Origin of the sequence: Celerinatantimonas yamalensis, from assembly GCF_046054155.1 — a bacterium.
Taxonomy (GTDB): domain Bacteria; phylum Pseudomonadota; class Gammaproteobacteria; order Enterobacterales; family Celerinatantimonadaceae; genus Celerinatantimonas; species Celerinatantimonas yamalensis.
Genome location: NZ_JBEQCT010000001.1, coordinates 605,787 through 630,014, shown reverse-complemented (window position 1 = coordinate 630,014; position 24,228 = coordinate 605,787). Strand labels below are relative to the sequence as shown.

Here is a 24,228-nt window from a genome sequence, read left to right as displayed (position 1 = left end):
CTAATAAATAGAGCTGGAGGAAACCAGCTCTATAATCTTTTGAGTCTATAGCTTAGCGAACAGGTGGCGCATATTGGATGCCGCCATCTTTCCATAGAGCGTTCAAACCGCGTGAAATTTTAAGCGGAGAATCGGCTCCAACATCTCGTTTAAAGGCTTCGCCGTAGTTACCCACTTGCTTCACAATGTTATAAGCCCATTTATTACTAATACCTAACATTTCGCCCATACTACTATCAACACCAAGCAAGCGTTTGATCGATGGGTTGGTTGATTTGAGCATTTGGTCAACATTTTTTGAAGTAATCCCTAACTCTTCAGAATCGACCATGGAGAATAACGACCATTTAACAATATTGAACCACTGATCGTCGCCCTGGCGAACGACTGGGCCTAAGGGTTCTTTAGAAATAACATCGGGGAGAACTTCAGCACTGTCAGGTTTAGCTAACTTAATGCGTAATGCATAAAGTTGAGATTGATCAGAGGTTAATACGTCGCAACGCCCCGCTTCAAAACCTTTCACCGTTTGGTCTGATGTATCAAATACGACAGGGGTATACTTCATGTTATGGCTACGAAAATAATCTGCTAGGTTTAATTCGGTAGTTGTCCCAGATTGTACACATACCGCAGCCCCATTAAGCTCTTTGGCTGATTTTAAACCAAGGCTTTTTTTGACCATAAAGCCTTGCCCATCATAGTAGTTAACACCCGCGAAATTGAGTCCCAAAGACGCATCACGCGTTAATGTCCAAGTTGTATTGCGAGAGAGAATGTCAATTTCTCCCGATTGCAAAGCGGTAAAACGCTCTTTGGCAGTTAATGGTGAAAACTTAACTTTATTTGCATCACCAAGTACGGCTGCTGCCACTGCACGGCATACATCGACATCCAACCCTTCCCAATTACCTTTAGAATCTGGGTTTGAAAATCCAGGTAAACCAGTACTCACCCCGCATTGAACAAAACCTTTCTTCTGAACTGATTGTAAAGTTGTATCTGCATTTGCGTAAGACGAGAATGCCAGCGTCGCAGCAATCACGGCACATATTGTTGTTGTCTTTAACATTTTTGCGTCCCTGTACATTAGAATTATAAGCGGCCTGAAAGGCATCTATGTATCCGCCTTTTCCTTCAGGCTTACTGTCAAATTAAACGTTATTAGCTTCCACTGTCAACCACATTTTTATCTGAAGTTTGAAAAATTTTAGCTATAAAGTCGGACATGATAATTATTCAAAGAATTTTTACCTTTAATAAAGATGTTTTCTTTCTAAAAATAAAAATCACGTTTTTCAGTATTAAACACTGAATTGTTCAATACTCTATCGTTACTTTTGAAATTTTAGACTAAAAATAACTATTAATTAGATAATTTATTTTTGATTTATAAATTAATAGTCAAATTAATCATCAACATTTTGTGAGGTATACCGGTTCGTATTACACTAACTGTAAATAAAATGAATGAGGAGAAAACGTGAATATTGTTATTTTGACTGGTGCAGGTATCTCTGCTGAATCAGGGATCCAGACATTCCGAGGGGATACAGGACTTTGGGCGAATCATCGAGTCGAAGATATCTGTACGCCGGAAGGATATGCTCGAGACCCTCTTTTAGTGCAAAATTTCTATAATCAACGCCGTAAAGAGTTGCTAAATGATGCTGTACAGCCAAATGCTGCGCATTTAGCTCTGGCTGAATTAGAGCAACATCCTCAGGTTAATTTGACTTTAGTGACACAAAATATAGATAATTTGCATGAGCGTGCTAACAGCAAGCATGTTATTCATATGCATGGGGAGCTGATGAAAGTACGCTGTACTCATTCAGAAAGGCTATATGCATGTGATTATGATGTAGCTGCAGATGATCGCTGCCAGTGTTGTCAGCCACCACAACCATTACGTCCTCATGTCGTCTGGTTTGGTGAGATGCCGCTTTATATGGATGAAATTATGTATGCAATAGAGCAAACAGACCTATTTGTCGCAGTAGGCACCTCAGGCGTCGTTTATCCTGCCGCAGGTTTTGTGCGCCAGGCGAGCAGTAATGGCGCTAAGACGGTAGAGTTAAATTTAGCGCCATCCCAAGTTGAAAGTGCCTTTGATGATAAATTTTATGGCCCAGCCACTCAGGTTGTGCCACACTTTACACAACGTATTTTTGAAGAATTAGCCAAGGAATAGCCTAATTTGCTAAAATAGCTGCTTAACTTTGAATAGAGAGGTGATGAGCTTGCGTTGGCTGATAATGTTAGGAACGGTATTTGTTTTGGGTGGATGTGATTATGGGCATTCGTCCAGTGACTGGTCGATGCCGACAGAGTCCATACAAACTTCTCATCTTCCTAGACCGGTTAATGGTGAAGACTTACAACAGCGAAAGGAGCGTTTTAGCGATTACCTTTTGCCGATGGTTAAATCATTAAATTTATTGATTTTAAAAAAGCGTTCGCTGTTGTTAACTGCGCAACAGCAATATAAGCAAAAAGGGGTGTTATCGACAGATGCACATCATTACGTCATTGAACTTGCAAAAGAATATAGCGTTACATTAGATACAAACACAGTGACTGATGACACTTTCAAACAACTCTTATTACGCGTTGATATTGTTCCACCTAATCTGGTATTGGCCCAAGCGGCAAATGAGTCAGCCTGGGGAACATCTCGATTCGCTCAAAAGGGAAATAACCTATTTGGGCAATGGTGTTTTCAAACAGGCTGTGGCATTGTTCCTAGCCAACGCGCTGATAATGCAACACATGAAGTTCGCAAGTTTCGTTCACCTTTTCAATCTTTACGTTCGTATATGCTTAATTTAAATACTAATTCTGCTTATAATAAATTTCGAATTCTAAGAGAAAAATCGCGTCAAGCAGGCCGTACACTAAAAGGTCAAGTACTCGTTGCTGGGTTGGTGAACTACTCATCGCGAGGTGCCGCTTACGTTGATTCACTTAAGCAATTAATGAGCACATATGCCGATTTGTGGCCCGCAACAGTGCAGGCACAGCTGAATAATCTAGATTAGACTGAAACTCCTCTGGGCATTTATTCAGAGGTTTTTTTGACTAATTGGCGTCAATGAACTGAATATCTAAACGCTCATTTGTTCCTTCTTCAGTAAAGTTAGCGAGTTGCAAAGATGAAAGTTCTGGTTGATCAAAACCAATATCTCCACCGTTGATCACACCGCTATCACGATCGATCTCTTTGAAGTTAAACAATGTACAATCCATAAGATGGGATGGTACAACGTTTTGTACAGCTCGGAACATGGACTCAATGCGTCCAGGGTAGTGTCTCTCCCAGCTATTTAGCATTTCTTTGATGGCTTGGCGTTGTAGATTTTTTTGCGATCCACATAAATTACAAGGAATAATTGGAAACTCTTTTATCTGAGCAAAACGTTCTAGATCTGATTCTTTACAATAGGCAAGTGGGCGAATCACAACATGCTCACCATTGTCACTAACCAGCTTAGGTGGCATCGCTTTCAGTTTCCCGCCGTGGAACATATTTAAAAATAACGTTTCTAAAATGTCATCACGATGATGCCCTAAAGCAATTTTGGTCACACCAAGTTCTTTAGCTGTTCGATATAAAATCCCTCGTCTTAAACGAGAACAAAGCGAACAAGTAGTTTTTCCTTCTGGAATTTTATTTTTTACAATCGAGTAGGTATCTTCTTCGATAATACGATAAGCGATGCCCAGTGAGTCAAGATACTGAGGCAAAACATCTTTAGGAAATCCTGGTTGCTTTTGGTCCAAATTGACTGCTATTAATTCAAAGTCAACGGGAGCATGGGCTTGCAGATGTTGTAAAATGGCTAACAAAGCATAGCTGTCTTTCCCTCCTGATAAACAGACCATAACTTTATCGCCAGCTTCGATCATATTGTAGTCGGCAATAGCTTGACCTACTTGACGACGTAACCGTTTGTGTAATTTGTTGGCGTTGTAAACCGCTTTCGCCTCAGATTTTGAATTTGCAGACATGATCAACCAAATAATAAATAATAAAAAGCGCGCCTATTATAAAGGCGCGCTAGCTGACTTCAAGTGTTGCTGATGATGAATTAAAATTATGGCTTAGACAAAGACTCGGGGCGTAAAGCGAGTAGGTCACAGTTTAGCTGATCAATCACATGTTCAGCCGTGTTGCCTATCAGTGCCCCAGATAAACCACTACGGCCACAGGTTCCCAAAACGACCACCCCAACATCTAAATTATAAGCCGTATCAATAATCGCATCGTCAGGTAAACCTTCTTCAAGGTGGACTTGTTCCGCGGAGAGCTGATACTGACTAATATAATCTTTCACAAGTTCTTCGTGCTGTTCTTTCACTGATCGATTGTAAAGTTCAGGGTCAAAATCAGGAAGTTCAATTGCAATATTGGCAGGAGCCGGTGGATAAGCATTTATCACATGAAGCTCACCATCAACGAGTTGTGCTAAGTCTCGGCTATATGAGGTAATTTGCTCATTAAGTCTAAGGTGCAATTCATCCTCAGCACCTAGATGTACAGCGGCCAAAATACGACCATGGGATGACCAGTCATTATTTTTTACTAGCAGTAACGGGCAGGGGGTTTTCCGTAACAAATGCCAATCTGTTGGTGTGAATATGACTGATTTGAGTTTAGGATGGCTATGGGTGCTTTTGACAATCAGGTCATGTTTAAATTCAATGGCTTCATTGATGATTGCTTCATACAGACGATTATTCCACAGCACTTTGGTTTCGATCACGACACCTTCATGCTGATAATGGGCCACAAGCTTATTTAGCCAATCGATGCGATCGGCTATCACCGCAGAACGCATTGCTTCGCGTTCATCAGATGAGAGCATTGAAGTCATCTCATAAGAAAAATCATAAATAGTTAAAAGCGCTTTAATTGGCGCATTTTGCTTTTGCTGTGAAAGAAAAATTGCTCTAGAAAGAGCGGCTTGTTCATCTTGGGTTGGGTCAATAACAACTAATATATTTTGATACTGAATCATGATTCGCTCCTGAAATAAAAGGCTCGATGAACGATACTTCCAGAATAGTCAAAACTAAGTGTTAACGAAGCGACTTAGCTCAAATAAACGAAGTTAGTTCGAGTCTATAGCCTATTTTTTTGCACCAGCAAGTTCAGCTAACTGTTCATGATTAACGATGGTAATATATTTACCCTTAACATTAATGAGTTCTGACTTTTGAAAACGTCCAAGCAATCGACTGATTGTTTCTACCGTAAGGCCCAAATAGTTGCCGATATCGCCGCGAGTCATCGTCAACCGAAACTCTCGAGGAGAAAATCCGCGTTGAGAAAAGCGATTTGATAGACCAAAAATGAATGCAGCCAAACGTTCCTCAGCATTTTTCTTGCTGAGGAGTAAGATCATATCTTGATCGCCGCAGATTTCATTACTCATTAACCGCATGATCTGGTGACGTAGCTTGGGCATTGTAGAAGAGAGATCATCTAAAATTTCAAAGGGGATTTCACAAACCATGGACGTTTCTAACGCCTGCGCAAAACTTGGATGTTCACCTTTATTGATAGCATCAAAACCAACTAAATCACCAGCCAATTGAAAACCTGTAATTTGTTCATCACCCTGTTCGGTAATGGTATAGGTTTTGATTGTGCCTGAACGAATGGCATATAAACAGCGCATGGGTTCACCTGCTGCAAACAGTTCTTCACCCTTTTGGATTGGCTTTTTCCGTTCAATGATACGATCTAGTCGGTCAAGCTCTGTTTCGTTGAGCGAGTAGGGGATACACAATTGGGAAATACTACATTCTTGGCAATGAATCTCACATCCGCCAGTCTGAACTCGATTATGTCTGTGATTTACACTCATAGTAACTCAACCATCCATTTTGACTCAGATCAAGTCTACTATTTTTTAAAATGCTTTCATAGCTTAAAAAGCATCTTAATTATAACTTTAAGTGAGCCGATTTGATTTGTGCGCGAACAATACATGAGGATCTATGGTTAAGGCAAGCATTTTAAAGTTCACAAATTATTAACAGCTACGGAAGAGATTTAACGCAAAATATTAATGGGATTTTCCGATAAATTATCATGAAAAACCTCCTTTATAAAAGCAGATTAGAAAATATCTTATTGAAAATAAGATATTTTATTTTTTGTCCTTTCTAAGAAGAGGATGATTAATTATATTAAAAAATATTTAACCTTAAATTGATAAGGGGTAGCAATTTTTAAATATCGGAAAAAAGATCACTAATTCTAGGGGATTAGAGTGTTAGGAATCAGCACGTAAGTATTCATTGTTTATTCATTATCTTGAAAGTGTGCTACACAACACATTTTTTATTTCCTGCGATCTTGGTTTTCGCTCAGAGTCATAGGAAGTTTCCTGAAGTAATCCATGATATAAGTAATTTTTGTGATGGATTCAGCACCCCATCCTAGCTATCTTTAGTTCCTTGTAAGTGGATGATCATCGAACTAAACGGAGCTGATGGGCAGCGACGTCGTACTAACCATCGTTGATACTCAGCAACCCGTTATCGTTTTGATTTTGTCGACTTTGACTTCATTTCAGATATGTTTTAGCGTTTAGCTATCGAGATATGAAGCCAAGCAATTGGATAAAATAGAATGATAGTTAAATGGTAAATACATATTTTATGGTAAATATAGTAAATTATTGTTAAATAAAGTATAGGGAGTCATAGAGCTACATTTTCGTTAATTTGTGCTTTGAACTACCTTTTTGCCTATTCCATTTTCGTCTCCTACCAGCCGTTTCTAGTGGTAGTCATTAATAATTTGCTGTTCAATAGCAGCAATAGCAGCAATAGCAGCAATAGCAGCAATCTACATAAAATGATTTGCGACAGCGAGAATAGACTTTTTTAGTGCCTGAGGATTAGTGTTGGGGGAATTGACTCAGGTGACTGCACGAATGTTCACGTTTTAAATGCAATCTTTGATTTATCAGGAAAAACGATTCAGTTTATCTAGAGGTGATTGTTTTTACGCCAAAATCGTTGTTTGTCTGTTGTTTGTCTAATGGGCATAAATTGATTGAAGAATGTTCATACGGTTACCTTGAGGAAGTTGACCTGTCTATTATTGAGTAGGTATATGAATAACTATCGATTAGTCTATGACATTTTATTCTCAATCAGTGTAGAGGCCGTATATTGTTTGAGCGGTCACCGTTTTCAGCTCAGGTATTTATGTGGTACATGGCAACGACAATTTGATTTTGATGCAGCAATGCTTCTAGTTAGGAGAGTAAATACACGGCATACTTTTTGGAAAAAGTCCGAGAATAAGCTAGGGAGTAGCATGGTTTTACCGCCTATTTTTGGACTTCATTTTTATAGGATAGTATATTTAACATAATATACATTATGCGAAGTTGTATATTATGAGATTTATCCTGGGTAGTCTAGTAAACTTTAACTTTCAGTTGGTTATCTGCTATTAGCACCTCTATGCATCAAAACACAGGAAATATACTAGGTACTAACGCTATGATTCTTTTGTGCACTAGATTGATGCTTATGAGCTATTTGTGTCTGTGAGACGTATATCTGGCTAAATATATGCGTCTCAGGATGTTTACGAGCATTTAAGCAGCAGCCAAGCATTTTGCTGAATTTATCTATAGTTGCCATACTACTAGCGTGGTTTATTTCTGTAACTTCGCTGAGTGCTTATACGAAAATTGCACTGAAGAAAAACCGCTTTGCTCCTAAATATAGATCATAGCACTGGTGCAATGCACATACGGCCTAGCCTTGTTGTGTGATGACTTGTCTACCGATGAACGGAAAGTTTTGTAGCACAAGACTGTGTTTTATCCCTCAAACTCGAGGGGTAAATCCAGCCAAGAAATACCTGTTCTCACGCGGTACAAAATATCCTCAAGAGTCATTATATGTTCAGGCTGATTATAAATACGTCCTGTTAAGGGCATCATTATTGATAGCAATTTCCAGCTATCATATTGTTAGTATTAATCTTGGAGTTTGAGGTGGCGCTATTTTTATTTTTTGACGAAACCATTACAATATAACCGCTAAATTTGCTGGTTTCATTTTATACCGCAAAGATCAACACGCTCTAGTTTTGATCATGAATCGGCGTTTGGCATTTATGTTTATTATCCTTACTTCCTTTAGTCATGCCCTACTCTGTTGCTTCAGTATTGAACCAGAAAGAATTAAGGTATTTGGAGTGAAGCAAAGATGCTGTTGTTAACTCATGTGATTGACTTTAAAACTACGCTCAGTCATTTGTTTAACAGCCTCAATTTTAAAATTGTAGTTATAACTTTTTTGCCAGTACTGGTTTGCTGTTTGTATATAGGAAGTTAATCTGTTGCCACAAGCAGTAAAGCGTAGATTTAAATTGTTTTATTGACTTGTGCATAAATCAGTTTTCTTAGCCATTTTTGTGCATTTCTGTTATTGAATTACCTGTTTCAGAACTGTTTCGACATAATTGGATTGTTGAACCATTTCGGAAACGGCAAACATTTTGAGCAGAGTCAGACGAAACTTTCTTCCCAACCCCATATTCATAAGGCGATCATCAACCAGCCCATAGTAATTACCTTCCAGCGACACTAATATATGACTCATATTTAGATACGTCTCTAACGTCATACCTTTTCTGGCTATATTACTGTCACGCTGGACTATAGTAATAAATAATCACTATATAATGGCCGTGACAGTATTCTTTTCTCAGATGGTGTAGAGACGATCCCTATCACTAGATCAAGTCCTCCACTCTCAACCATTGAAGCCGACTCATCGAGATCGATATATGTTTGCAAATGGAGCACCACCCAGGCGTCTGTTGATGGATTTTTCTACAATTGACATCTAGAAGACTGGTATGGCCAATTTCCCTTTTATTATCAACACTGGGTAAAACAGAACCGGCTTGGAATCACTCCCCGATCACCACTTCCTTGGCACATTTATAGCCGATTTGGCACAGACTTTCCTAGGTATTATATGTAGGGCTGTTGAATCCCAGCAACTCGAGCATAACAAACTATTCTACACGACATCTTCAAAGAACGAGGATCGCCGTTTCGGCATCTAGCTGGAGATGTAACATTTCGTTGAAATGTTCCCTACCAGAAACTGCTGCGGAGTGATGAACATTTAAAAGCACACAGAATAAAATATAACTAATTGATATTTATCATAAATTAATGATTATTCTGGGTAGAAATTTATTAGGGATGACAATAATTGAATAGAATATTTGTATTGATCACGAATCGGTAGTCATAGTTTTTTTTAAAATTCTTTTAAAATTAATCAGTTGAATTTATTCTTCGGCAAAAACTGATTGTTAAAAGTCCCGAGTAACTACTATACTCGAAAGATAGCCAATGGAGGTTGGTCGAACTAAAAGTTTTGGTATAATAGTGGGCATGACTGTCGTAAATACGGCGTAGCTGGCTGGACTGGCTATTTGAGTATTGAAAGGAATTTATATGAAGCAAAGCAGCCAACAGTCTCAAGGACTACTGCTTTTTAAGTTAACTGAGAAGCAAACATTCGCGTTGGGGACATTGAAAGTTCGAGAAATTATTCCCTATCAACATTTGACTATTCTTCCTCATTCTCATCGTGCTGTTGTTGGTTCCACACCTTTTCGCGGTAAAACAATCCCTATTATTGATATGGCTGCAGCGGTGGGTTACCGAGCGATCCAAAAAGAAGAAATAAAAAGCTGTTTTATTATCGTGACAGATTGTCAGCGACAGCTGGTTGGTTTTTTGGTTCGTAAAATTGACCGAATTATTGAATGTAACTGGCGCAATATTCATGCAGCCCCTGCTGCCGTGGGTCGTTCTGCTTATGTGCTGGGTGTCACTGATTACGACAAGAAAATGGTACAACTTATTGATATAGAGATGCTTCTTTCGCATGTATTCCCCACTTCTGAGGACCACTTACATGCAAATATTGATGCAGCTGATCGTGCAAAACTGCGTGAACATCGCATTCTTGTAGTTGATGACTCATCCGTTGCCCGCCGACAACTCTCAGAAGCCTTAGATTACGCAAATATTCCCTTTGAAGTCTGCTCTGATGGTAGCCATGCCTTGGAGGTGATGATCGGTTCAAGTGATTCTGATGAACGCTTTGATATTTTAGTTAGCGATATAGAGATGCCTGGTTTGGATGGTTATGAGTTAACCTTTGAAGTTCGCAGTAATCCAAAAATTGCTAACTCTTATATTATTTTACACACCTCACTTTCGAGTGAAATCAGTGTTGATAGAGCTCATCAAGTGGGCGCAAACGAAGCACTAACAAAATTTGATGCCAATGAACTGGTTCAGGGAATGTTAAGAGGCGCAAGACATATCGAGAATGGAACAGTGACACCGGGTGTCGCTGGTTATTAGGTCGTTAACCTATTTCCATCAATGTCATTATTGCTTAAAAAGCCATTAGTTATGATGGCTTTTTATCCTATCTGTTCGTGTGTTCAATGCATGTTTTATTTTTGATTGTTTTAAGGATAACTTTTTGACTAGCGATGTTCAATGAGTACCAAATTTTAGGATGATGCTTGAATAAGTTACTATTTGGGTTCCTAAATGGCTACACATGGCTACACATTCAGCAATTGACTCAAATTCAAGAAAAATTCCTTGCACCTTTTCAGTCCTCTCGATAAGATACGGCTCGCTTTCAAAGCAGTACGACCGTAGCTCAGTTGGTTAGAGCACCACCTTGACATGGTGGGGGTCGGTGGTTCGAGTCCACTCGGTCGTACCAAATATATAACTTGTCGTATACGACCGTAGCTCAGTTGGTTAGAGCACCACCTTGACATGGTGGGGGTCGGTGGTTCGAGTCCACTCGGTCGTACCAGTTATATTCTCTGTTATAGTACGATCGTAGCTCAGTTGGTTAGAGCACCACCTTGACATGGTGGGGGTCGGTGGTTCGAGTCCACTCGGTCGTACCAATTCGGCTTCCCTACTCCGCTATTCAAATCTATCCCTTTTAAATATGAAGATTATTCTGGTAAATCCGGTTTAATCAGACCATCATTGCCATAATTGACGTGTTTGATACGTGTATGTCGATTCGGATCCCATAGCGGGTCACCTTTAATATCGGTATAACTTCTTGCATGATAAACCATGAGATCGTGACCCTGTTCATCGCATGTAAAACTATTATGTCCTGGCCCATAAATTTCTCGCTCGACTGAACTCGTTAGTATGGGGTCGTCTAATTTATGCCAATTGTTTGGATCGAGTAAGTCCGATCGTGTATCAGCCCATAGTAAGCCGATGCAATAATTCTCATCAGTTGCACTTGCTGAATACGTTATCATAACTTTATTATTGCGGAGCAATATTGCGGGTCCTTCGTTCACTTTAAACCCTTGTTGCTCCCATGATTTATCGGGAACACTAAGGCAAACCGCTGGACTATCTAGCCAAGTTGGTGTCTTGAGTGTTGCGATATAGAGGTTTGAATTACCAGCGATAGATGGATCTTTTTGTGCCCATACATAGAACGACTTTCCATGGTGCTTAAAATGGGTTGCATCTAAGCAAAAAGAGTCTATTCCAGAATCTACTTGCCCTAATAATTTCCAATCACCGTTGCATGGGTTTTCAGCGTGACATCCCAATGCGTACATTCTATGTTGGAATAATCCGTCAACAATCTCTCGATTCGGCGCTGCCGCAAAATAGATCACCCATTGATCAAATAAATTGTGCAATTCCGGTGCCCAAATTAGTGAACTATAAGGGCCGCTGCTGGGTGCATGCCATATATCGACAGTCTCTGCGCAGGAGAGCTCTGTTATATGACGTGCTCTTCTAAGTTCAATACGATCGTATTCGGGCACAGAGGCTGTAAAATAATAGTAGCCGTCATCACCTAACGACAGATGTGGATCTGCACGTTGATTTATCAATGGGTTTATGTAATGCATCAGTGTCTCCTATTTGTAATAAGCTGGATGATCATGATGAGAAGGCTCTAGGTCTTTATTAACTCGCGCGGCAGCTAAAGCATCAGTCTCGAGCATTTTATTGTAATAACTGTCCGTTATTTTATATTTGAACATAGCCAAGCCCATCAACAAATGGAAAAATCCGGGAATAATCGATAACATCAATGCAATCCCTGTCAAAGTGAACTCACTTTGCACTTGATTAGGAATATAATTGAAGTAAGTCAATAGCAGGCCCACAATAGCGCCGGCAATCCCCATCCCAAACTTCTGACAAAAAGATATCCCTCCGAATGACAATCCGGATGCTCTATCGCCATTTTTGACTGCACCATAGTCAACTGCCTCGGCTATTGCTGACCAAAATACTGGCGCATGTAAATCGACTACAAATGATAAAATAAAATATAAAATGAAAGCGAGTACTACATCGTTTTGCCCGACACTAAAGAACATCACAATGCTGATAAGTGCGACTAAAATCTGGCTATACCGAAAGAGTTTGATTTTACAGAATCGTTTCGTGATCCAAGTAGATACCACCATGGCCAAAATGGAGGCAGTTACACCTGTTGCCAAAAAGTTGGAGATCATAACGGGGCCGCCGCCTAAATAATATTTGGCGTAATAGGCAGCAACGGATCCTCGTACTACATAACCTACAGTTCCAGTGACGCACGAAAAGCACAATAACAACCACTGATCATTTTTTACTAATACTTTAGCTTGTTGCCAAATGGAGATACTTGTAGGTTGATATTCAACGCGTTCTTTTGTGGTAAAAAAGCAAAATAAGAACAATAATGTTGCCATCGCACCCATCAGTCCCATTGATAATTTATAACCTAGCTGTATATTCCCTTGCCCCCACACCGCGGAGAGTTGAGGTACAATAATCGTTACCAAAAAGGCGGCTACTTTGGCTAAAAACAAACGATAACCATTAGCTGATAAGCGCTCTTGTGGATCATTGGTCAGTACCCCAATGAGGGAAATGTATGGGATAGTAACGGCTGTAAATATTAGCGTAACGAATATATATGTGGCATAAGCGTAGACTAATTTCGCGTTGTATCCCCAATCGGGCGTACTAAACGTTAGGAATACAGCAATACCAAAAGGCACGGCTAATATTAAAAAATAAGGTCTATAACGCCCCCAACGTGTATTTACTTTGTCAGTGATTATCCCCATTAACGGATCAGTGACGGCATCAATGAGTCGCACTACGATGAATAATGCTGCTAAATCTTGTGCCCTTAAACCAAAAATATCAGTATAAAAAAAAGTAATGATCAGCATCATTGACGATATGACGACATTAACCGCCATATCGCCACTACCAAACCCTACCTTTTCAATAACAGATAGCTTGAATTTCTCCATAACTGATCCTTTTGTGTTTGTAACAAATTGTTACGAGGAGTATCAGTTATTGATTTTATTGATAGTTAATTAAAATAATTGTGCATGATGTCACTAATTGGTGGTATATTTGCTGGATATCTGCACTAAATTATAGAAATATGTTCCTATCCACATAAAATGATCCACAACCATTATGGCCAGTAATATAGCGTTTTAATCCATCGACGTATGAAGTAAACAGGGACTAATACAGAATGATGATTAACAGAAATATGCCGATCTAATGCAATCAACATTCTTGCGTGGGTAGCGAGCAAAGCCGCTATTGTGTATAGTTGAAGTTCATTTTCATGAAGGGTTTTATGGATTCAGATGTTTAGAGATAACCCGCTTTTGCAGCAATTGAAGCAGCAAATCAAAGACAGTTTACCAACAGCTGAAGGTCAAGTTAAAGCGACTGAACGTGGGTTTGGATTTTTACAGTGCGAAGGGAATAAAAGCTACTTCATTGCACCGGCTCAGATGAAGCGGATTATGCATGGCGATAAAGTTTCCGGGGTGGTTCGAGAAAGCGATGATGGCAAGCAGAGTTTTGAACCAGAGAAACTCATTGAAGCTGGCACGGATGAATTTATTGGTCAGGTTCACCTAGGCCGAGATGGACGCCCTGCTGTGATTGCCGATCACCCACTGATTAATTTTCCGATCAATGCGCGCGTCAATAAGGAAGTGACACAAGATCTTGCTGAAAGCGACTGGGTTGTGGCTAAAATGCTACGTCATCCACTTACTGATCGTGGTTTTTATTGTGAAATCACCCAGTTAATTGCTAAATCAGATGACCAGTTTGCGCGCTGGAAAGCGACGACCGCTCGTCACCACTTAGCCTGGGATGCACCAGATGATTTAGAGACTTACCAACTTGCCGAAGAGCAATTAGAACGTCAAGATCTCACTGATGTTGAATTCTTCACGATTGATTCGGCTTCCACGCGTGATATGGATGATGCGCTAAGTATTGAAAAGACATCTAATGGTTGGCAATTATTGGTCGCTATTGCCGATCCCAGTGCTTATGTTTCTCCTGATAACCTGCTTGAACAGACTGCTCGTCAACGCGGTTTTACGTTGTACCTACCCGCACATACAGTACCCATGTTACCCGCACGCTTAGCTGATGAGTTATGTTCGTTGCATCCTCTAGAAAAACGTCCTGTTTTGTGTGCTCGCATTAGTATTGATCAACAAGGCCAATTAGCAGATAGCTGTGAATTTTTTGCCGCGTGGATTGAGAGCAAACATCGCTTAAATTATGATGATGTGTCAGAGTGGTTTGAGCAAGAAAATGCAGTAACTTGGGAGCCTGCTACCCAGACATTAAGTGATCAACTCAAAGCACTTAAAGAGTTAACGGAGCAGCGAATTGGTTGGCGTAAAGAAAATGCGATTGTATTTGCCGACCGACCTGATTATCGGTTTGAAATTAATTTAGATGGCAGTGTTGTAGCTATTCATTGCGAACCACGACGGATAGCTAACCGTATGGTTGAAGAGGCAATGATTGCAGCTAACATTAGTGCGGCATTGACATTGAAAAATCACTTTGGCTTTGCCGTCTTTAATACTCATGCGGGATTTGATACGAATAAAATCGCACAAGTTGAAACTATTGTTAAAGATGCTGGCATTGAGATGAATGTTGAACAACTGCAGTCGTTTGAAGGTTTCTGCCAACTGCGTCGAGTACTGGATGATGACTCAATGACCTATCTCGATTTACGATTGCGTAAATTCTATAGCTTTAGTGAGTTTTCGTCCGTTCCTCAGCCCCACTTTGGATTAGGTGAATCGTGCTATGGTACATGGACATCCCCAATTCGTAAGTATGGTGATTTATTAAACCATCGTTTACTCAAAGCGATGTTACTAAATAAATCTGCAGAAGCTCCTTTGACTGACGAATTAGCTGTTCATTTGGGCGAGTGTCGCCGTGCCCATAAGTTTGCTGAACGGAATATGAGTGATTACCTCTATAGTGAGTATTATCAAACTCATTTATCAACAATTGGGTCGCAAGTCGGCCAACTGTTTGATGTTACGCGAGGTGGTATCAAAGTTCGAGTTCATGCAACTGGGGCGATGGTTTTTGTTCCAGCAACGAAGATTCACGCGGTTAAGGATCAACTAAACTGTGATGCTGATAATGGTAAAGTATTCATTAACGGCGAATGTAAATATCAGTTAGGTGATGAGGTCACGATCAAAGTGATTGAAGTAAAAACTAATGGTTCGAGTTTAATTGCTGAGTTAGTTTAAACAAACCATTATTAAGTAGGGTGAAAAGGATTCATTTCACCCTGCTGATGTTGAATATAGTTAATATATAAACCACATAAGGGAAAAAAGTGGACACGCAAACACAACAACTTCATCGTGGCTTGAAAAATCGCCACATTCAATTAATCGCATTGGGTGGCGCAATCGGGACAGGCTTATTTCTCGGTATTGCTCAAACCATTAAAATGGCTGGGCCATCAGTTTTATTAGGATATGCCATTGCGGGATTTATTGCCTTTTTAATTATGCGTCAATTAGGGGAGATGGTTGTAGAGGAGCCGGTTGCTGGTTCATTTAGTCATTTCGCTCATAAGTATTGGGGAAACTTGGCCGGGTTTATATCTGGGTGGAACTATTGGGTTCTATATGTTTTAGTCTCTATGGCCGAATTAACTGCTGTCGGGATCTATGTGCAGTATTGGTGGCCAAGCATTCCAACCTGGATGTCTGCGTTAGTTTTCTTTATTGTAATTAATATTATTAATATGCTTCATGTTAAGCTATTTGGTGAATTGGAATTCTGGTTTGCGATTATTAAGGTCGTGGCCATTGTGGGGATGATTGGTTTTGGCGCATATTTGCTCATCTCTGGCACAGCCGGTCCTCAGGCAAATATTAATAATCTTTGGTCTCATGGAGGATTTTTTGCTAATGGGATCCACGGGTTAGTGATGTCGATGGCGATCATCATGTTTTCTTTCGGTGGCCTAGAGTTAGTGGGTATTACTGCTGCTGAATCTGATCAGCCAAGAAAATCAATACCAACTGCAACCAATCAGGTGATTTACCGTATTTTAATCTTTTATATTGGTGCGCTTGGAATTTTGCTAGCCCTCTATCCTTGGGATAAAGTGGTCGAAGGTGGTAGTCCATTTGTTCTTATTTTCCATGCTCTCAATAGTAACATTGTCGCTAATGTTTTAAATGTGATCGTATTAACAGCAGCTCTATCAGTTTATAATAGTTGCGTTTACTGTAATAGTCGTATGTTATTTGGTTTGGCTAAACAAGGAAATGCGCCTCAGTTATTAATGACAGTGAATAAAAAAGGTATACCGACTTTCGGCCTAACTTTTTCAGCTATTGCGACAGGCTTATGCGTCATCCTTAATTATATCATGCCAGGTAAAGCGTTTGGTCTACTAATGTCATTAGTTGTTTCAGCTCTTGTGATTAACTGGGGAATGATTAGTTTAACCCATTTAAAATTCCGTAAGTTTCAATTAGCTAATGGTAATAAGAGTTTTTTTCCTAGTCTCTTTTCACCCATCAGCAATATAATCTGCTTGTTATTTATGGTTGGCATTTTAGTGATTATGTATTTAACTCCGGGTGCTCGCATTAGCGTTTATTTATTGCCAGTTTGGATCGTTCTCCTATCTATATTTTATATCATTATGAGAGTTCGACATCGCGCTTCTATCTCAGAATTAACCATGTAATAGTTAAGTATATTTATCAGAAAGGCCACTTCATATAAGTGGCCTTTTTACAATGTTGTTAACTATTATTTATAGCCTTTTAATTGAATCAAGTTAAGCCATTCAGAATTTCATATCAAAAATTTCATTCATTAGATCATGAACTATTAACAGTTGTTGAAACAGTCTTATAAAATATCCAGATTTAGTATTTTCATATTTAAACAAATAGCGATTCATTCATAACTATTTTGGCAATATTTATCGACCATAAGCCTATAACTATTGTACTAGAAATTTAATCACTATCACCCTATCGCTAATTCTCTGGAATGACCATTACTCCGGTGATGCAGCCGTCACTATTCCTTTGCCCTGATTTACTTGTTCACGAGAGTTTTTCGTGCCTTTCTAGAAAGTTCTCCATTCACTCTATAATCTCGCTTTTAATTGTAAAATAATAATAAATGCCATTACGGTATATGTGAATTTACGATTATCATGTTCAACAATAGAACAAACTTTCAGCTATAGCATTATCGTGACGATTATTGTTTTGGCTGATGCTCAACTCCATATTGTATTCTCTGATAGGGGCCAATCGTTTTTGGAATCGAGCTTCACTGTTACTAAATTAGAGAATGATCTGTTTAATCACCTATTCTATAGCTTGGATTCTGAGTTAGGTTAAATCATATTTCCCCATCTTTCACTCGTATGAAACTGTATCATTTTTCCATTATTTGGCCTTTTAGTGATTAGATAACAAAATGACTACCTATTTTGAATACTGGCAAACAGAACAATTATTATTAGATAATTATATGATTTATATAATATTTTTATTATCCATTGTTTTTATCTCTTCTACTTATTAAAATGTATCTTTGAAAAAGTAGCTTTTTCGTTTATAACTTTCTGTTATCTTTATTGGAGTTGTCGTGTCAAAAATCACATCACCTGTTCACTCTACTTTACGATCTAACTCCAATCTACTAAGTGATAACAAGCAAAGTCCAGCAGTTGGCTACCTGATTTCATTGCAGTCGAAGAGAAGTCGACAAACAATGAAATCATTTTTAACCATAGTGGCTAAAATACTTGGTTACAACACACTACTTGATTGCCCTTGGTCATCATTACGACGACAACATATTCAAGCTATTTTGGAAAAATTGTTAAGTGAAGGTAGAAGTCCTGCAACAGTGAATACCTACTTGGCTGGGATGAAAGGGGTTATGCTTGAGGCATGGACTATGAAGTTGATTGATACAGAATCTTTTCAGCATATTCGCCAAGTCAAGTCAGTAAAAGGAACACGGATTAGTCGTGGTCGATCACTATCTACCTTTGAGGTACAACAGTTATTCAAGTTGCTTGCGAATGATCATTCAGCAAAAGGTATTCGGGATGCGGCAATACTGGCTATCTTATTGGGTTGCGGATTAAGGCGAGCAGAATTAGTTGCTTTAAATTACGAAGATATTGAAGTGGCACGTAAGATATTAATCGTTATGGGGAAAGGTAATAAACAACGACGCTCTTTTATGCCAGATAGCAGCTGGCTTCGTTTATGTACTTGGATTGAAGATATTCGCGGCGAGTATAGTGGTCCACTTTTTACTCGGATCCGCCGTTTTGATGATGTAACCATGAATAGACTTAGTGACCAAGCTATTTATCATATTTTACAAACTAGGCAGCAAGAAGCTGGAATCCCACCATTCGCGCCCCATGATCTACGTCGTACCTTTGCATCGATGATGTTAGAAAATGGAGAGGATATTGTCACCGTCAAAGATGCCATGGGACATGCGAGTATTAGCACCACACAGCGTTACGATCACCGCGGTGATGGCCGATTGGTGCGAGCGAGTCAGCGAATTATTTTTTGAAATAAAAAAGCCACTTTACTGAAAGTGGCTTTGAAAATTAAAAAAGTATAGCTATGGTATCTTACGAAGACTTCTCGTGTTTTGCCAAATCTTCGGTAATACTTGCTGCTTCATCAAGATAAGCATCAGGCGCCTTAAAGTTTTTCGGCGCATCAGCTATAGCCTTAACAGGTTTCATCCCTGCCCGTTTAAGCTGAGCATTAAGCCGCATTAGATCTTTGGCATCAAGTGCATTACGTTTTTTCTCTCGAGTCACATAATTTAAACTGATACTGTTTTTATCTTTTAGCGCCTTGTACTGAGTTATATCTTTGACGACATACTGAAATTCAGGATCGTCTTTGATACGTTTGCGATAGTCAGCTTTTAGTATTGGCAGAAGTTTAGTGAAACTACCTAATTTATGATATTGCGCTGGTTGGATCCGATCCCAAGGAAGTGCATTTTCATTGCTAGACTCACCGGTTTCTGAATGTGGCAGTGCTGATGGGAAGAGAATATCCGGCAAGACACCTCTACGTTGGGTGCTACCACCATTAATGCGATAAAATTTAGCAATAGTATATTGCACGTGACCCATCGGTTTTTCGAAGGTATCGTAGATACGACCTAACCCTCGGTTTTGTTGCACCGTACCTTTACCATATGTTTGCACCCCAACAATCAACGCTCGGCCATAATCTTGCATTGCAGCAGCAAAAATCTCAGAGGCGGAAGCGCTATATTGATCAACAAGTACCGTCATTGGGCCGTTATAAACGGTTGTTCCACTAGTATCTTGGTTGACACTGATGCGCCCGGCTTGATCCCGAACTTGTACAACAGGACCTTTCGGAATGAATAAACCTGTCATTCCTATGGCCTCGGTTAGTGCACCACCACCGTTTTCACGTAGATCGACCACTAAGCCGTCAATGTGGCTTTTCTCTAACGTTTTGATGACCTTAGCTGAGTCTCTACTTAAACCTACATAAAAGCTTGGGAGAGTTAAAACACCAATTGAATACCCTTTCACTTTTATAATCTTGCCGCTTGCTGCTCTATCTTCTAAGCGAACAACATTGCGAATGAGCTGAATGGTCTTAGTTTTATCCCCAGCTTTACTTCCAACCGGTAAAATCTGTAAATAAACAGGTGTACCTTTTTCTCCCTTGATCAAATCGACGACGTCATCGATACGCCAACCTATTACATCGACCATCGATTTATCTTTTTGCGCAACGCCAACAATCCGATCACCAGCTTTTAATAAGCCACTCTTCGCTGCTGGGCCTCCAGGAATCAGGCTACGAATCGTCGTATATTCGTCTTTAGTTTGCAAAACTGCACCGATCCCCTGCAACGACAAACTCATCTCTGTTTCAAATCGCTCAGAGGAGCGAGGTGAAAGATAACTGGTATGGGGATCGATTGAACGAGAAAAAGCATTCATTGCGGTCTGAAATACATCTTCACTTTCTGTTTGAGTCAGACGTTTCATCGCATAACTATACCGTTTACTCAGCAGATCAACAATTTCAGGCCATCTTTTACCAGAAAGTTTCAAGTTCAACGCATCATACATTACTTTATGTTTCCATAAGAGATGCTGCGCAATACTATCCTTAGGATAATTCGCTTTGCTACGATCGAACTGATAACGCTCTTGGCTTGTAAACGCCATGGGTTTATCTTTATTCAAAAGCTTCAACGAATAAGCTAGTTGCTGATAGCGTCGTTCTAAACTTAAATTGAATATCTTATAAAAAGGTGACAGTTGGCCACTAGCTAGATCATCATCGAGCTGAGTTCGGTAAGGCGATAACATTTCAATATCAGACTGCAAGAACAAATTATGATGATAATCAAGTTGGTCTAAATAACGCTTAAAGATCTTTTCTGACAAAGCGTTATTTAAGACTACATCAACATAATGAGAACGCGTATAAATTGCAGCAATTCGCTTAGCTTCTGTAGCGTGCTGACTTTCTTGGCTTAGCTGGGGCAATGCCGATTCTTTAATTGGAATCGGACTAGCCGACACAGTCGTAGCTACACTTAATGAAAGTGTCAGCGCTACGAACAGCGGGCGAATGGATATCATAAACTAACGCCTCTTGCTTCGTTTAAGCAACAATATGCTCTTTTTTAACTTTCACTTGCATTCCAGAGGTGAGTTGCACTGAAATCTCATTTTTTACGATTTCAGTAATGACTCCTGGCATTGGTACTTTACCTACGAGAACACGGATCTGTTTACCGGTTTGAAGTTCACTACTAGGAAGAGCTTTAACTTTGGCAGGACGAGAGGTATTTTCCTTTCGAGGACGTCGAGCAGGTATCGGTTTATCCGAGTTTTTGCTGGACTTCACATCGTCACGCTTAACTTGATTTTTGGCACCAAAGACTTTTTCTTTACTTTCCTTGAGTTTTTGCTGGGCATGCTCTGCATGTTCTTGCTCAACAATTTCAGCCGCTTCGCCGTTAAGACCAACGCGGTTGACACCAATTTTAACACTATGTAGATAGCGCCAACTTGAGGTGTATTGGCGCAATGCACTACGTAACAGTGTATTGCTGACTCTAGGATCATCTGTAAGTCGTTTGGTTAAGTCCTGAAAAATACCAATTTTCAGTGGCTTAGCTTCCCCTTTCAGTGAAAAACACTGTGGGAACTGTTCTGCCAAATAGGCGATGACTTCTTTACTATTCTTAAGTTTCTCAACGGTTTCCATGAACAACCTTAAATTACACAACTATTTACACAGGCCGATCTGTGCTTCGGTTATTATAGTGGTCAAGTTTGGAAAAGCTATTAAAATTCAATCTCGGATAGATGATCGGACAATTGAACCAATAATTCTGCTAAACCTGCCTCATCCTGTCCATCAAAACGGTTTATAGAAGGACTGTCAATATCTAAAACGCCAATTAATTGCGATCCAGTATATAAAGGAAGGACAATTTCAGACTGACTAGCTGCATCACAAGCTATATGGCCAGGGAATTGATGGACATCACTGACACGAAAAATAGTTTTTTCTGCAAAGGCGCTGCCACAAACGCCCTGCCCGATTGCAATATGAGTACAGGCGGGGTTACCTTGAAAAGGTCCCAATATAAGCTGGTCATTTTTTGCTAAATAAAATCCAACCCAATTGATGTCTTCAAGTTCAAGCCAAAGCAATGCTGTCGTATTGGCTAATGTGGACAACCAATGAATATCAGGTCCTGATAAAGCTGTGATTTGTTGGGTTAATCGTGTATAGAATTTAACCTTGTCAGTCATTTTTTTCTCCCTCTAACATAGCCTCCTCAAAAGCTTGTCCTTTTAATAATTGGTTGACACAATGCCGATTAGTAGCAACATAAAAACCGAGTTCATCGGCCTGTGCATCATCTAATTTCACATCGGCCTGTTTTAAAAATAATGAGAACTGGTCGGCCACATCGAGCATTTTATCGTATGCATCCGCCTCTTTCTTAGAGGTAAAAGTCATCTTTTCAATACCATTTCGTTCAACTACATATTTGACAATAACTGCCACGGAAAACTCCAAATACTGTATTTATGTACAGGTATGTAATTATACTTATTTTCAGCTAAAAAGCTAAGAATAACCATGAAATGCCAAAGCTGGGTGATTTATCGGTACTAGTTTTATCGAAGTTCGGTAAAATATCCACCACTATAACTAAACTAGGCTAATGTTGTGTCCGCTTCCCTTCCTCAAGATTTCATTCAACTTATTGGTGAAACTGTCGTTGATGAGCGCTGTTTTGAACAGTTCCTACATTATTGCGATCAACCGCTGCGTCGCAGTGTCCGTGTTAACACCCTAAAAATAACGGTCACTGAGTTTGTCACTCGTATGACTAATCAAGGATGGATGCTAACTCCAATCCCCTGGTGTGAGCAAGGCTTCTGGTTAGAACGCGAAGATGAAACGACCCCATTAGGAAATACCCTAGAGCATCTCGGTGGATTGTTTTATATTCAAGAAGCCAGCTCAATGCTCCCTGTCAGTGCCCTCTTTCATTTTATACGTGTCTGTGATGCGCCGCTACTTTTAGATGCTGCCGCAGCTCCCGGCTCTAAAACCACTCAGATTGCCGCCAGATTAGCGCATCAAGGCGCGATTGTTGCGAATGAATTTTCTGCAAGTCGCATTAAGGGGCTTTATTCTAACTTACAGCGCTGTGGAATAGCGAATGTGGCGTTGACCAACTATAACGCGGATGTATTTGGCCGTTGGTTGCCGGAAACCTTCAACGGCATTTTATTAGATGCGCCATGTTCAGGTGAAGGAACGTTACGTAAAGATCCCCACGCGATGAGTAACTGGAGCATTGATCATGTCAACGAGATAGCCGCGCTTCAATTACAACTGCTTGATAGTGCCTTACATGCATTAAAAACAGGTGGTGTGGTGATTTATTCGACATGCACGCTCAATCATCTAGAAAACCAACACGTTATTGCCAATCTTCAAGCTCGGTTTCCTGATGCGGTTGAGGTATTACCACTAGCAAAATTATTTAATGGTGCGCACCAAGCGCTAACCCCTGAAGGGTATTTACATGTATGGCCACAGACTTATGACTGCGAGGGGTTCTTTGTCGCAGCTTTGCGTAAAGTTAAAACCCTCGAGGCTCCGTCTGTCATCAAGAAGGTAAGGGCACTTCCCTTTAGTCTCGCCACAAATAAGCAAGCTCAAGTACTAGCCGAACATATTCGTGTTCAATTTGGCTTAAAGTTACCGCAAAATAGTCGGTTGATGACAAGAGATAATGAATTTTGGCTATTTCCAGAGCAACTCTATGCTCTAACGAATGATATTCGATTCGACCGCATAGGGATTAAAGTGGCTGAGCAATTTAAAAAAGAGATCAAATTGACTCATGAAGCCATTAGTTATTGGGCTAATCAGATCACGAATAATATTATCGAATGCGATAGCGAACAAGCGCAAGCTTTCATGCAAGGGCGTGATTTACCTTGGCCCGACGCTAAAGCGGGAGATGGTGAAGTTGTGATTCGCTATCAGCAGACGACCTTAGGACTTGGAAAATGGCTTAAGGGGAAGATCAAAAACCGGCTACCTCGAGAATTGGTTCGCGACACAGTGCAGTTTAGCTAGCTTTTCCAAGTGGTTATCAATAGTCGCTACATATTGTAGTCGTTATCAATCGTGATGAGTTAGCAAATCGATTAACA

At 39.9% G+C, this 24,228-nt stretch carries 18 protein-coding genes and 3 tRNA genes; 10 read left to right on the top strand and 11 right to left on the bottom strand.

The features are described 5' to 3' along the window. Window positions 1–52: 52 nt before the first annotated feature. Window positions 53–1,072: an amino acid ABC transporter substrate-binding protein gene (locus tag ABUE30_RS03080; RefSeq protein WP_408622196.1), complete on the bottom strand. Its 1,020-nt coding sequence runs from the start codon at window positions 1,070–1,072 to the stop codon at window positions 53–55. A 411-nt stretch (window positions 1,073–1,483) separates the two neighbouring features. Here ABUE30_RS03080 and cobB point away from each other — a divergent pair, with 411 nt between their 5' ends. Both cobB and ABUE30_RS03070 read left to right on the top strand, forming a co-directional pair. Then, on the top strand, window positions 1,484–2,194 hold the full coding sequence (cobB, locus tag ABUE30_RS03075; protein WP_408622195.1) for a Sir2 family NAD+-dependent deacetylase: 711 nt from the start codon (window positions 1,484–1,486) through the stop codon (window positions 2,192–2,194). A gap of 49 nt (window positions 2,195–2,243) precedes the next feature. Further along, window positions 2,244–3,041 carry a glucosaminidase domain-containing protein gene (locus ABUE30_RS03070; RefSeq protein WP_408622194.1) on the top strand — a complete coding sequence of 266 codons (798 nt, stop codon included), beginning with the start codon at window positions 2,244–2,246 and terminating at the stop codon, window positions 3,039–3,041. Window positions 3,042–3,081: 40 nt separating this feature from the next. Here ABUE30_RS03070 and ttcA read toward each other — a convergent pair whose 3' ends face one another. The 4 genes from ttcA to ABUE30_RS03050 all read right to left on the bottom strand — a co-directional run bounded on the left by ttcA (window position 3,082) and on the right by ABUE30_RS03050 (window position 8,640). Continuing rightward, on the bottom strand, window positions 3,082–4,011 hold the full coding sequence (gene ttcA, locus ABUE30_RS03065; RefSeq protein WP_408622193.1) for a tRNA 2-thiocytidine(32) synthetase TtcA: 930 nt from the start codon (window positions 4,009–4,011) through the stop codon (window positions 3,082–3,084). A gap of 86 nt (window positions 4,012–4,097) precedes the next feature. Further along, the gene (gene uspE, locus ABUE30_RS03060) at window positions 4,098–5,021 is read right to left on the bottom strand and encodes a universal stress protein UspE (protein WP_408622192.1); all 924 of its coding nucleotides are present in this window, start codon (window positions 5,019–5,021) and stop codon (window positions 4,098–4,100) included. 111 nt (window positions 5,022–5,132) lie between these two features. Next, window positions 5,133–5,873, bottom strand: coding sequence for an FNR family transcription factor (locus ABUE30_RS03055; RefSeq protein ID WP_408622191.1), 741 nt, complete (start codon window positions 5,871–5,873; stop codon window positions 5,133–5,135). Between the two features lie 2,590 nt (window positions 5,874–8,463). Beyond that, the gene (locus ABUE30_RS03050; protein ID WP_408622190.1) at window positions 8,464–8,640 is read right to left on the bottom strand and encodes a type 2 periplasmic-binding domain-containing protein; all 177 of its coding nucleotides are present in this window, start codon (window positions 8,638–8,640) and stop codon (window positions 8,464–8,466) included. An 872-nt stretch (window positions 8,641–9,512) separates the two neighbouring features. On the opposite strand from ABUE30_RS03050, the gene ABUE30_RS03045 reads away from it, so the two are divergent. From ABUE30_RS03045 to ABUE30_RS03030, 4 genes are all read left to right on the top strand, one after another. Next, on the top strand, window positions 9,513–10,433 hold the full coding sequence (locus ABUE30_RS03045) for a chemotaxis protein (RefSeq protein WP_408622189.1): 921 nt from the start codon (window positions 9,513–9,515) through the stop codon (window positions 10,431–10,433). Between the two features lie 299 nt (window positions 10,434–10,732). Beyond that, window positions 10,733–10,809 (top strand) — tRNA-Val (locus ABUE30_RS03040). A 19-nt stretch (window positions 10,810–10,828) separates the two neighbouring features. Further along, window positions 10,829–10,905, top strand: a tRNA-Val gene (locus ABUE30_RS03035). 20 nt (window positions 10,906–10,925) lie between these two features. Beyond that, window positions 10,926–11,002: transfer RNA gene (locus ABUE30_RS03030), tRNA-Val, on the top strand. Window positions 11,003–11,053: 51 nt separating this feature from the next. Here ABUE30_RS03030 and ABUE30_RS03025 read toward each other — a convergent pair. Both ABUE30_RS03025 and ABUE30_RS03020 read right to left on the bottom strand, forming a co-directional pair. After that, complete coding sequence (locus ABUE30_RS03025) at window positions 11,054–11,992, bottom strand: glycoside hydrolase family 43 protein (RefSeq protein ID WP_408622527.1); 939 nt, start codon at window positions 11,990–11,992, stop codon at window positions 11,054–11,056. 6 nt (window positions 11,993–11,998) lie between these two features. Further along, complete coding sequence (locus ABUE30_RS03020) at window positions 11,999–13,396, bottom strand: MFS transporter (protein ID WP_408622188.1); 1,398 nt, start codon at window positions 13,394–13,396, stop codon at window positions 11,999–12,001. Window positions 13,397–13,750: 354 nt separating this feature from the next. Between ABUE30_RS03020 and ABUE30_RS03015 the strand changes: the two genes are divergently transcribed. From ABUE30_RS03015 to ABUE30_RS03005, 3 genes are all read left to right on the top strand, one after another. After that, the gene (locus ABUE30_RS03015; RefSeq protein WP_408622187.1) at window positions 13,751–15,694 is read left to right on the top strand and encodes an exoribonuclease II; all 1,944 of its coding nucleotides are present in this window, start codon (window positions 13,751–13,753) and stop codon (window positions 15,692–15,694) included. 89 nt (window positions 15,695–15,783) lie between these two features. Next, window positions 15,784–17,157 carry an amino acid permease gene (locus ABUE30_RS03010; RefSeq protein ID WP_408622186.1) on the top strand — a complete coding sequence of 458 codons (1,374 nt, stop codon included), beginning with the start codon at window positions 15,784–15,786 and terminating at the stop codon, window positions 17,155–17,157. Between the two features lie 920 nt (window positions 17,158–18,077). After that, window positions 18,078–19,031: a tyrosine-type recombinase/integrase gene (locus ABUE30_RS03005; protein WP_408622185.1), complete on the top strand. Its 954-nt coding sequence runs from the start codon at window positions 18,078–18,080 to the stop codon at window positions 19,029–19,031. A 61-nt stretch (window positions 19,032–19,092) separates the two neighbouring features. Here ABUE30_RS03005 and prc read toward each other — a convergent pair whose 3' ends face one another. The 4 genes from prc to ABUE30_RS02985 form a co-directional block, all read right to left on the bottom strand. Next, entirely contained in the window at window positions 19,093–21,114 is a 2,022-nt protein-coding gene (gene prc, locus ABUE30_RS03000) for a carboxy terminal-processing peptidase (RefSeq protein WP_408622184.1), read from the bottom strand. Between the two features lie 22 nt (window positions 21,115–21,136). Then, the gene (gene proQ / locus ABUE30_RS02995) at window positions 21,137–21,745 is read right to left on the bottom strand and encodes an RNA chaperone ProQ (protein WP_408622183.1); all 609 of its coding nucleotides are present in this window, start codon (window positions 21,743–21,745) and stop codon (window positions 21,137–21,139) included. Between the two features lie 80 nt (window positions 21,746–21,825). After that, window positions 21,826–22,299 carry a GAF domain-containing protein gene (locus tag ABUE30_RS02990; RefSeq protein ID WP_408622182.1) on the bottom strand — a complete coding sequence of 158 codons (474 nt, stop codon included), beginning with the start codon at window positions 22,297–22,299 and terminating at the stop codon, window positions 21,826–21,828. Further along, on the bottom strand, window positions 22,292–22,558 hold the full coding sequence (locus ABUE30_RS02985) for a YebG family protein (RefSeq protein WP_408622181.1): 267 nt from the start codon (window positions 22,556–22,558) through the stop codon (window positions 22,292–22,294). The genes ABUE30_RS02990 and ABUE30_RS02985 overlap by 8 nt, the downstream gene beginning before the upstream one ends. Window positions 22,559–22,723: 165 nt before the next feature. Between ABUE30_RS02985 and rsmF the strand changes: the two genes are divergently transcribed. Then, a complete protein-coding gene (rsmF, locus tag ABUE30_RS02980) occupies window positions 22,724–24,151 on the top strand; it encodes a 16S rRNA (cytosine(1407)-C(5))-methyltransferase RsmF (RefSeq protein ID WP_408622180.1) in 1,428 nt (475 codons plus the stop codon). The last annotated feature ends 77 nt before the right edge of the window (window positions 24,152–24,228 follow it).

What these genes read in the sequence shown, in the direction of transcription:
- ABUE30_RS03080 (WP_408622196.1), bottom strand. Translation starts at nt 1,072, where the DNA reads ATGTTAAAGACAACAACAATATGTGCCGTGATTGCTGCGACGCTGGCA.
- ttcA (WP_408622193.1), bottom strand. Translation starts at nt 4,011, where the DNA reads ATGTCTGCAAATTCAAAATCTGAGGCGAAAGCGGTTTACAACGCCAAC.
- uspE (WP_408622192.1), bottom strand. Translation starts at nt 5,021, where the DNA reads ATGATTCAGTATCAAAATATATTAGTTGTTATTGACCCAACCCAAGAT.
- ABUE30_RS03055 (WP_408622191.1), bottom strand. Translation starts at nt 5,873, where the DNA reads ATGAGTGTAAATCACAGACATAATCGAGTTCAGACTGGCGGATGTGAG.
- ABUE30_RS03050 (WP_408622190.1), bottom strand. Translation starts at nt 8,640, where the DNA reads ATGAGTCATATATTAGTGTCGCTGGAAGGTAATTACTATGGGCTGGTT.
- ABUE30_RS03045 (WP_408622189.1), top strand. Translation starts at nt 9,513, where the DNA reads ATGAAGCAAAGCAGCCAACAGTCTCAAGGACTACTGCTTTTTAAGTTA.
- ABUE30_RS03020 (WP_408622188.1), bottom strand. Translation starts at nt 13,396, where the DNA reads ATGGAGAAATTCAAGCTATCTGTTATTGAAAAGGTAGGGTTTGGTAGT.
- ABUE30_RS03015 (WP_408622187.1), top strand. Translation starts at nt 13,751, where the DNA reads ATGTTTAGAGATAACCCGCTTTTGCAGCAATTGAAGCAGCAAATCAAA.
- prc (WP_408622184.1), bottom strand. Translation starts at nt 21,114, where the DNA reads ATGATATCCATTCGCCCGCTGTTCGTAGCGCTGACACTTTCATTAAGT.
- proQ (WP_408622183.1), bottom strand. Translation starts at nt 21,745, where the DNA reads ATGGAAACCGTTGAGAAACTTAAGAATAGTAAAGAAGTCATCGCCTAT.
- ABUE30_RS02990 (WP_408622182.1), bottom strand. Translation starts at nt 22,299, where the DNA reads ATGACTGACAAGGTTAAATTCTATACACGATTAACCCAACAAATCACA.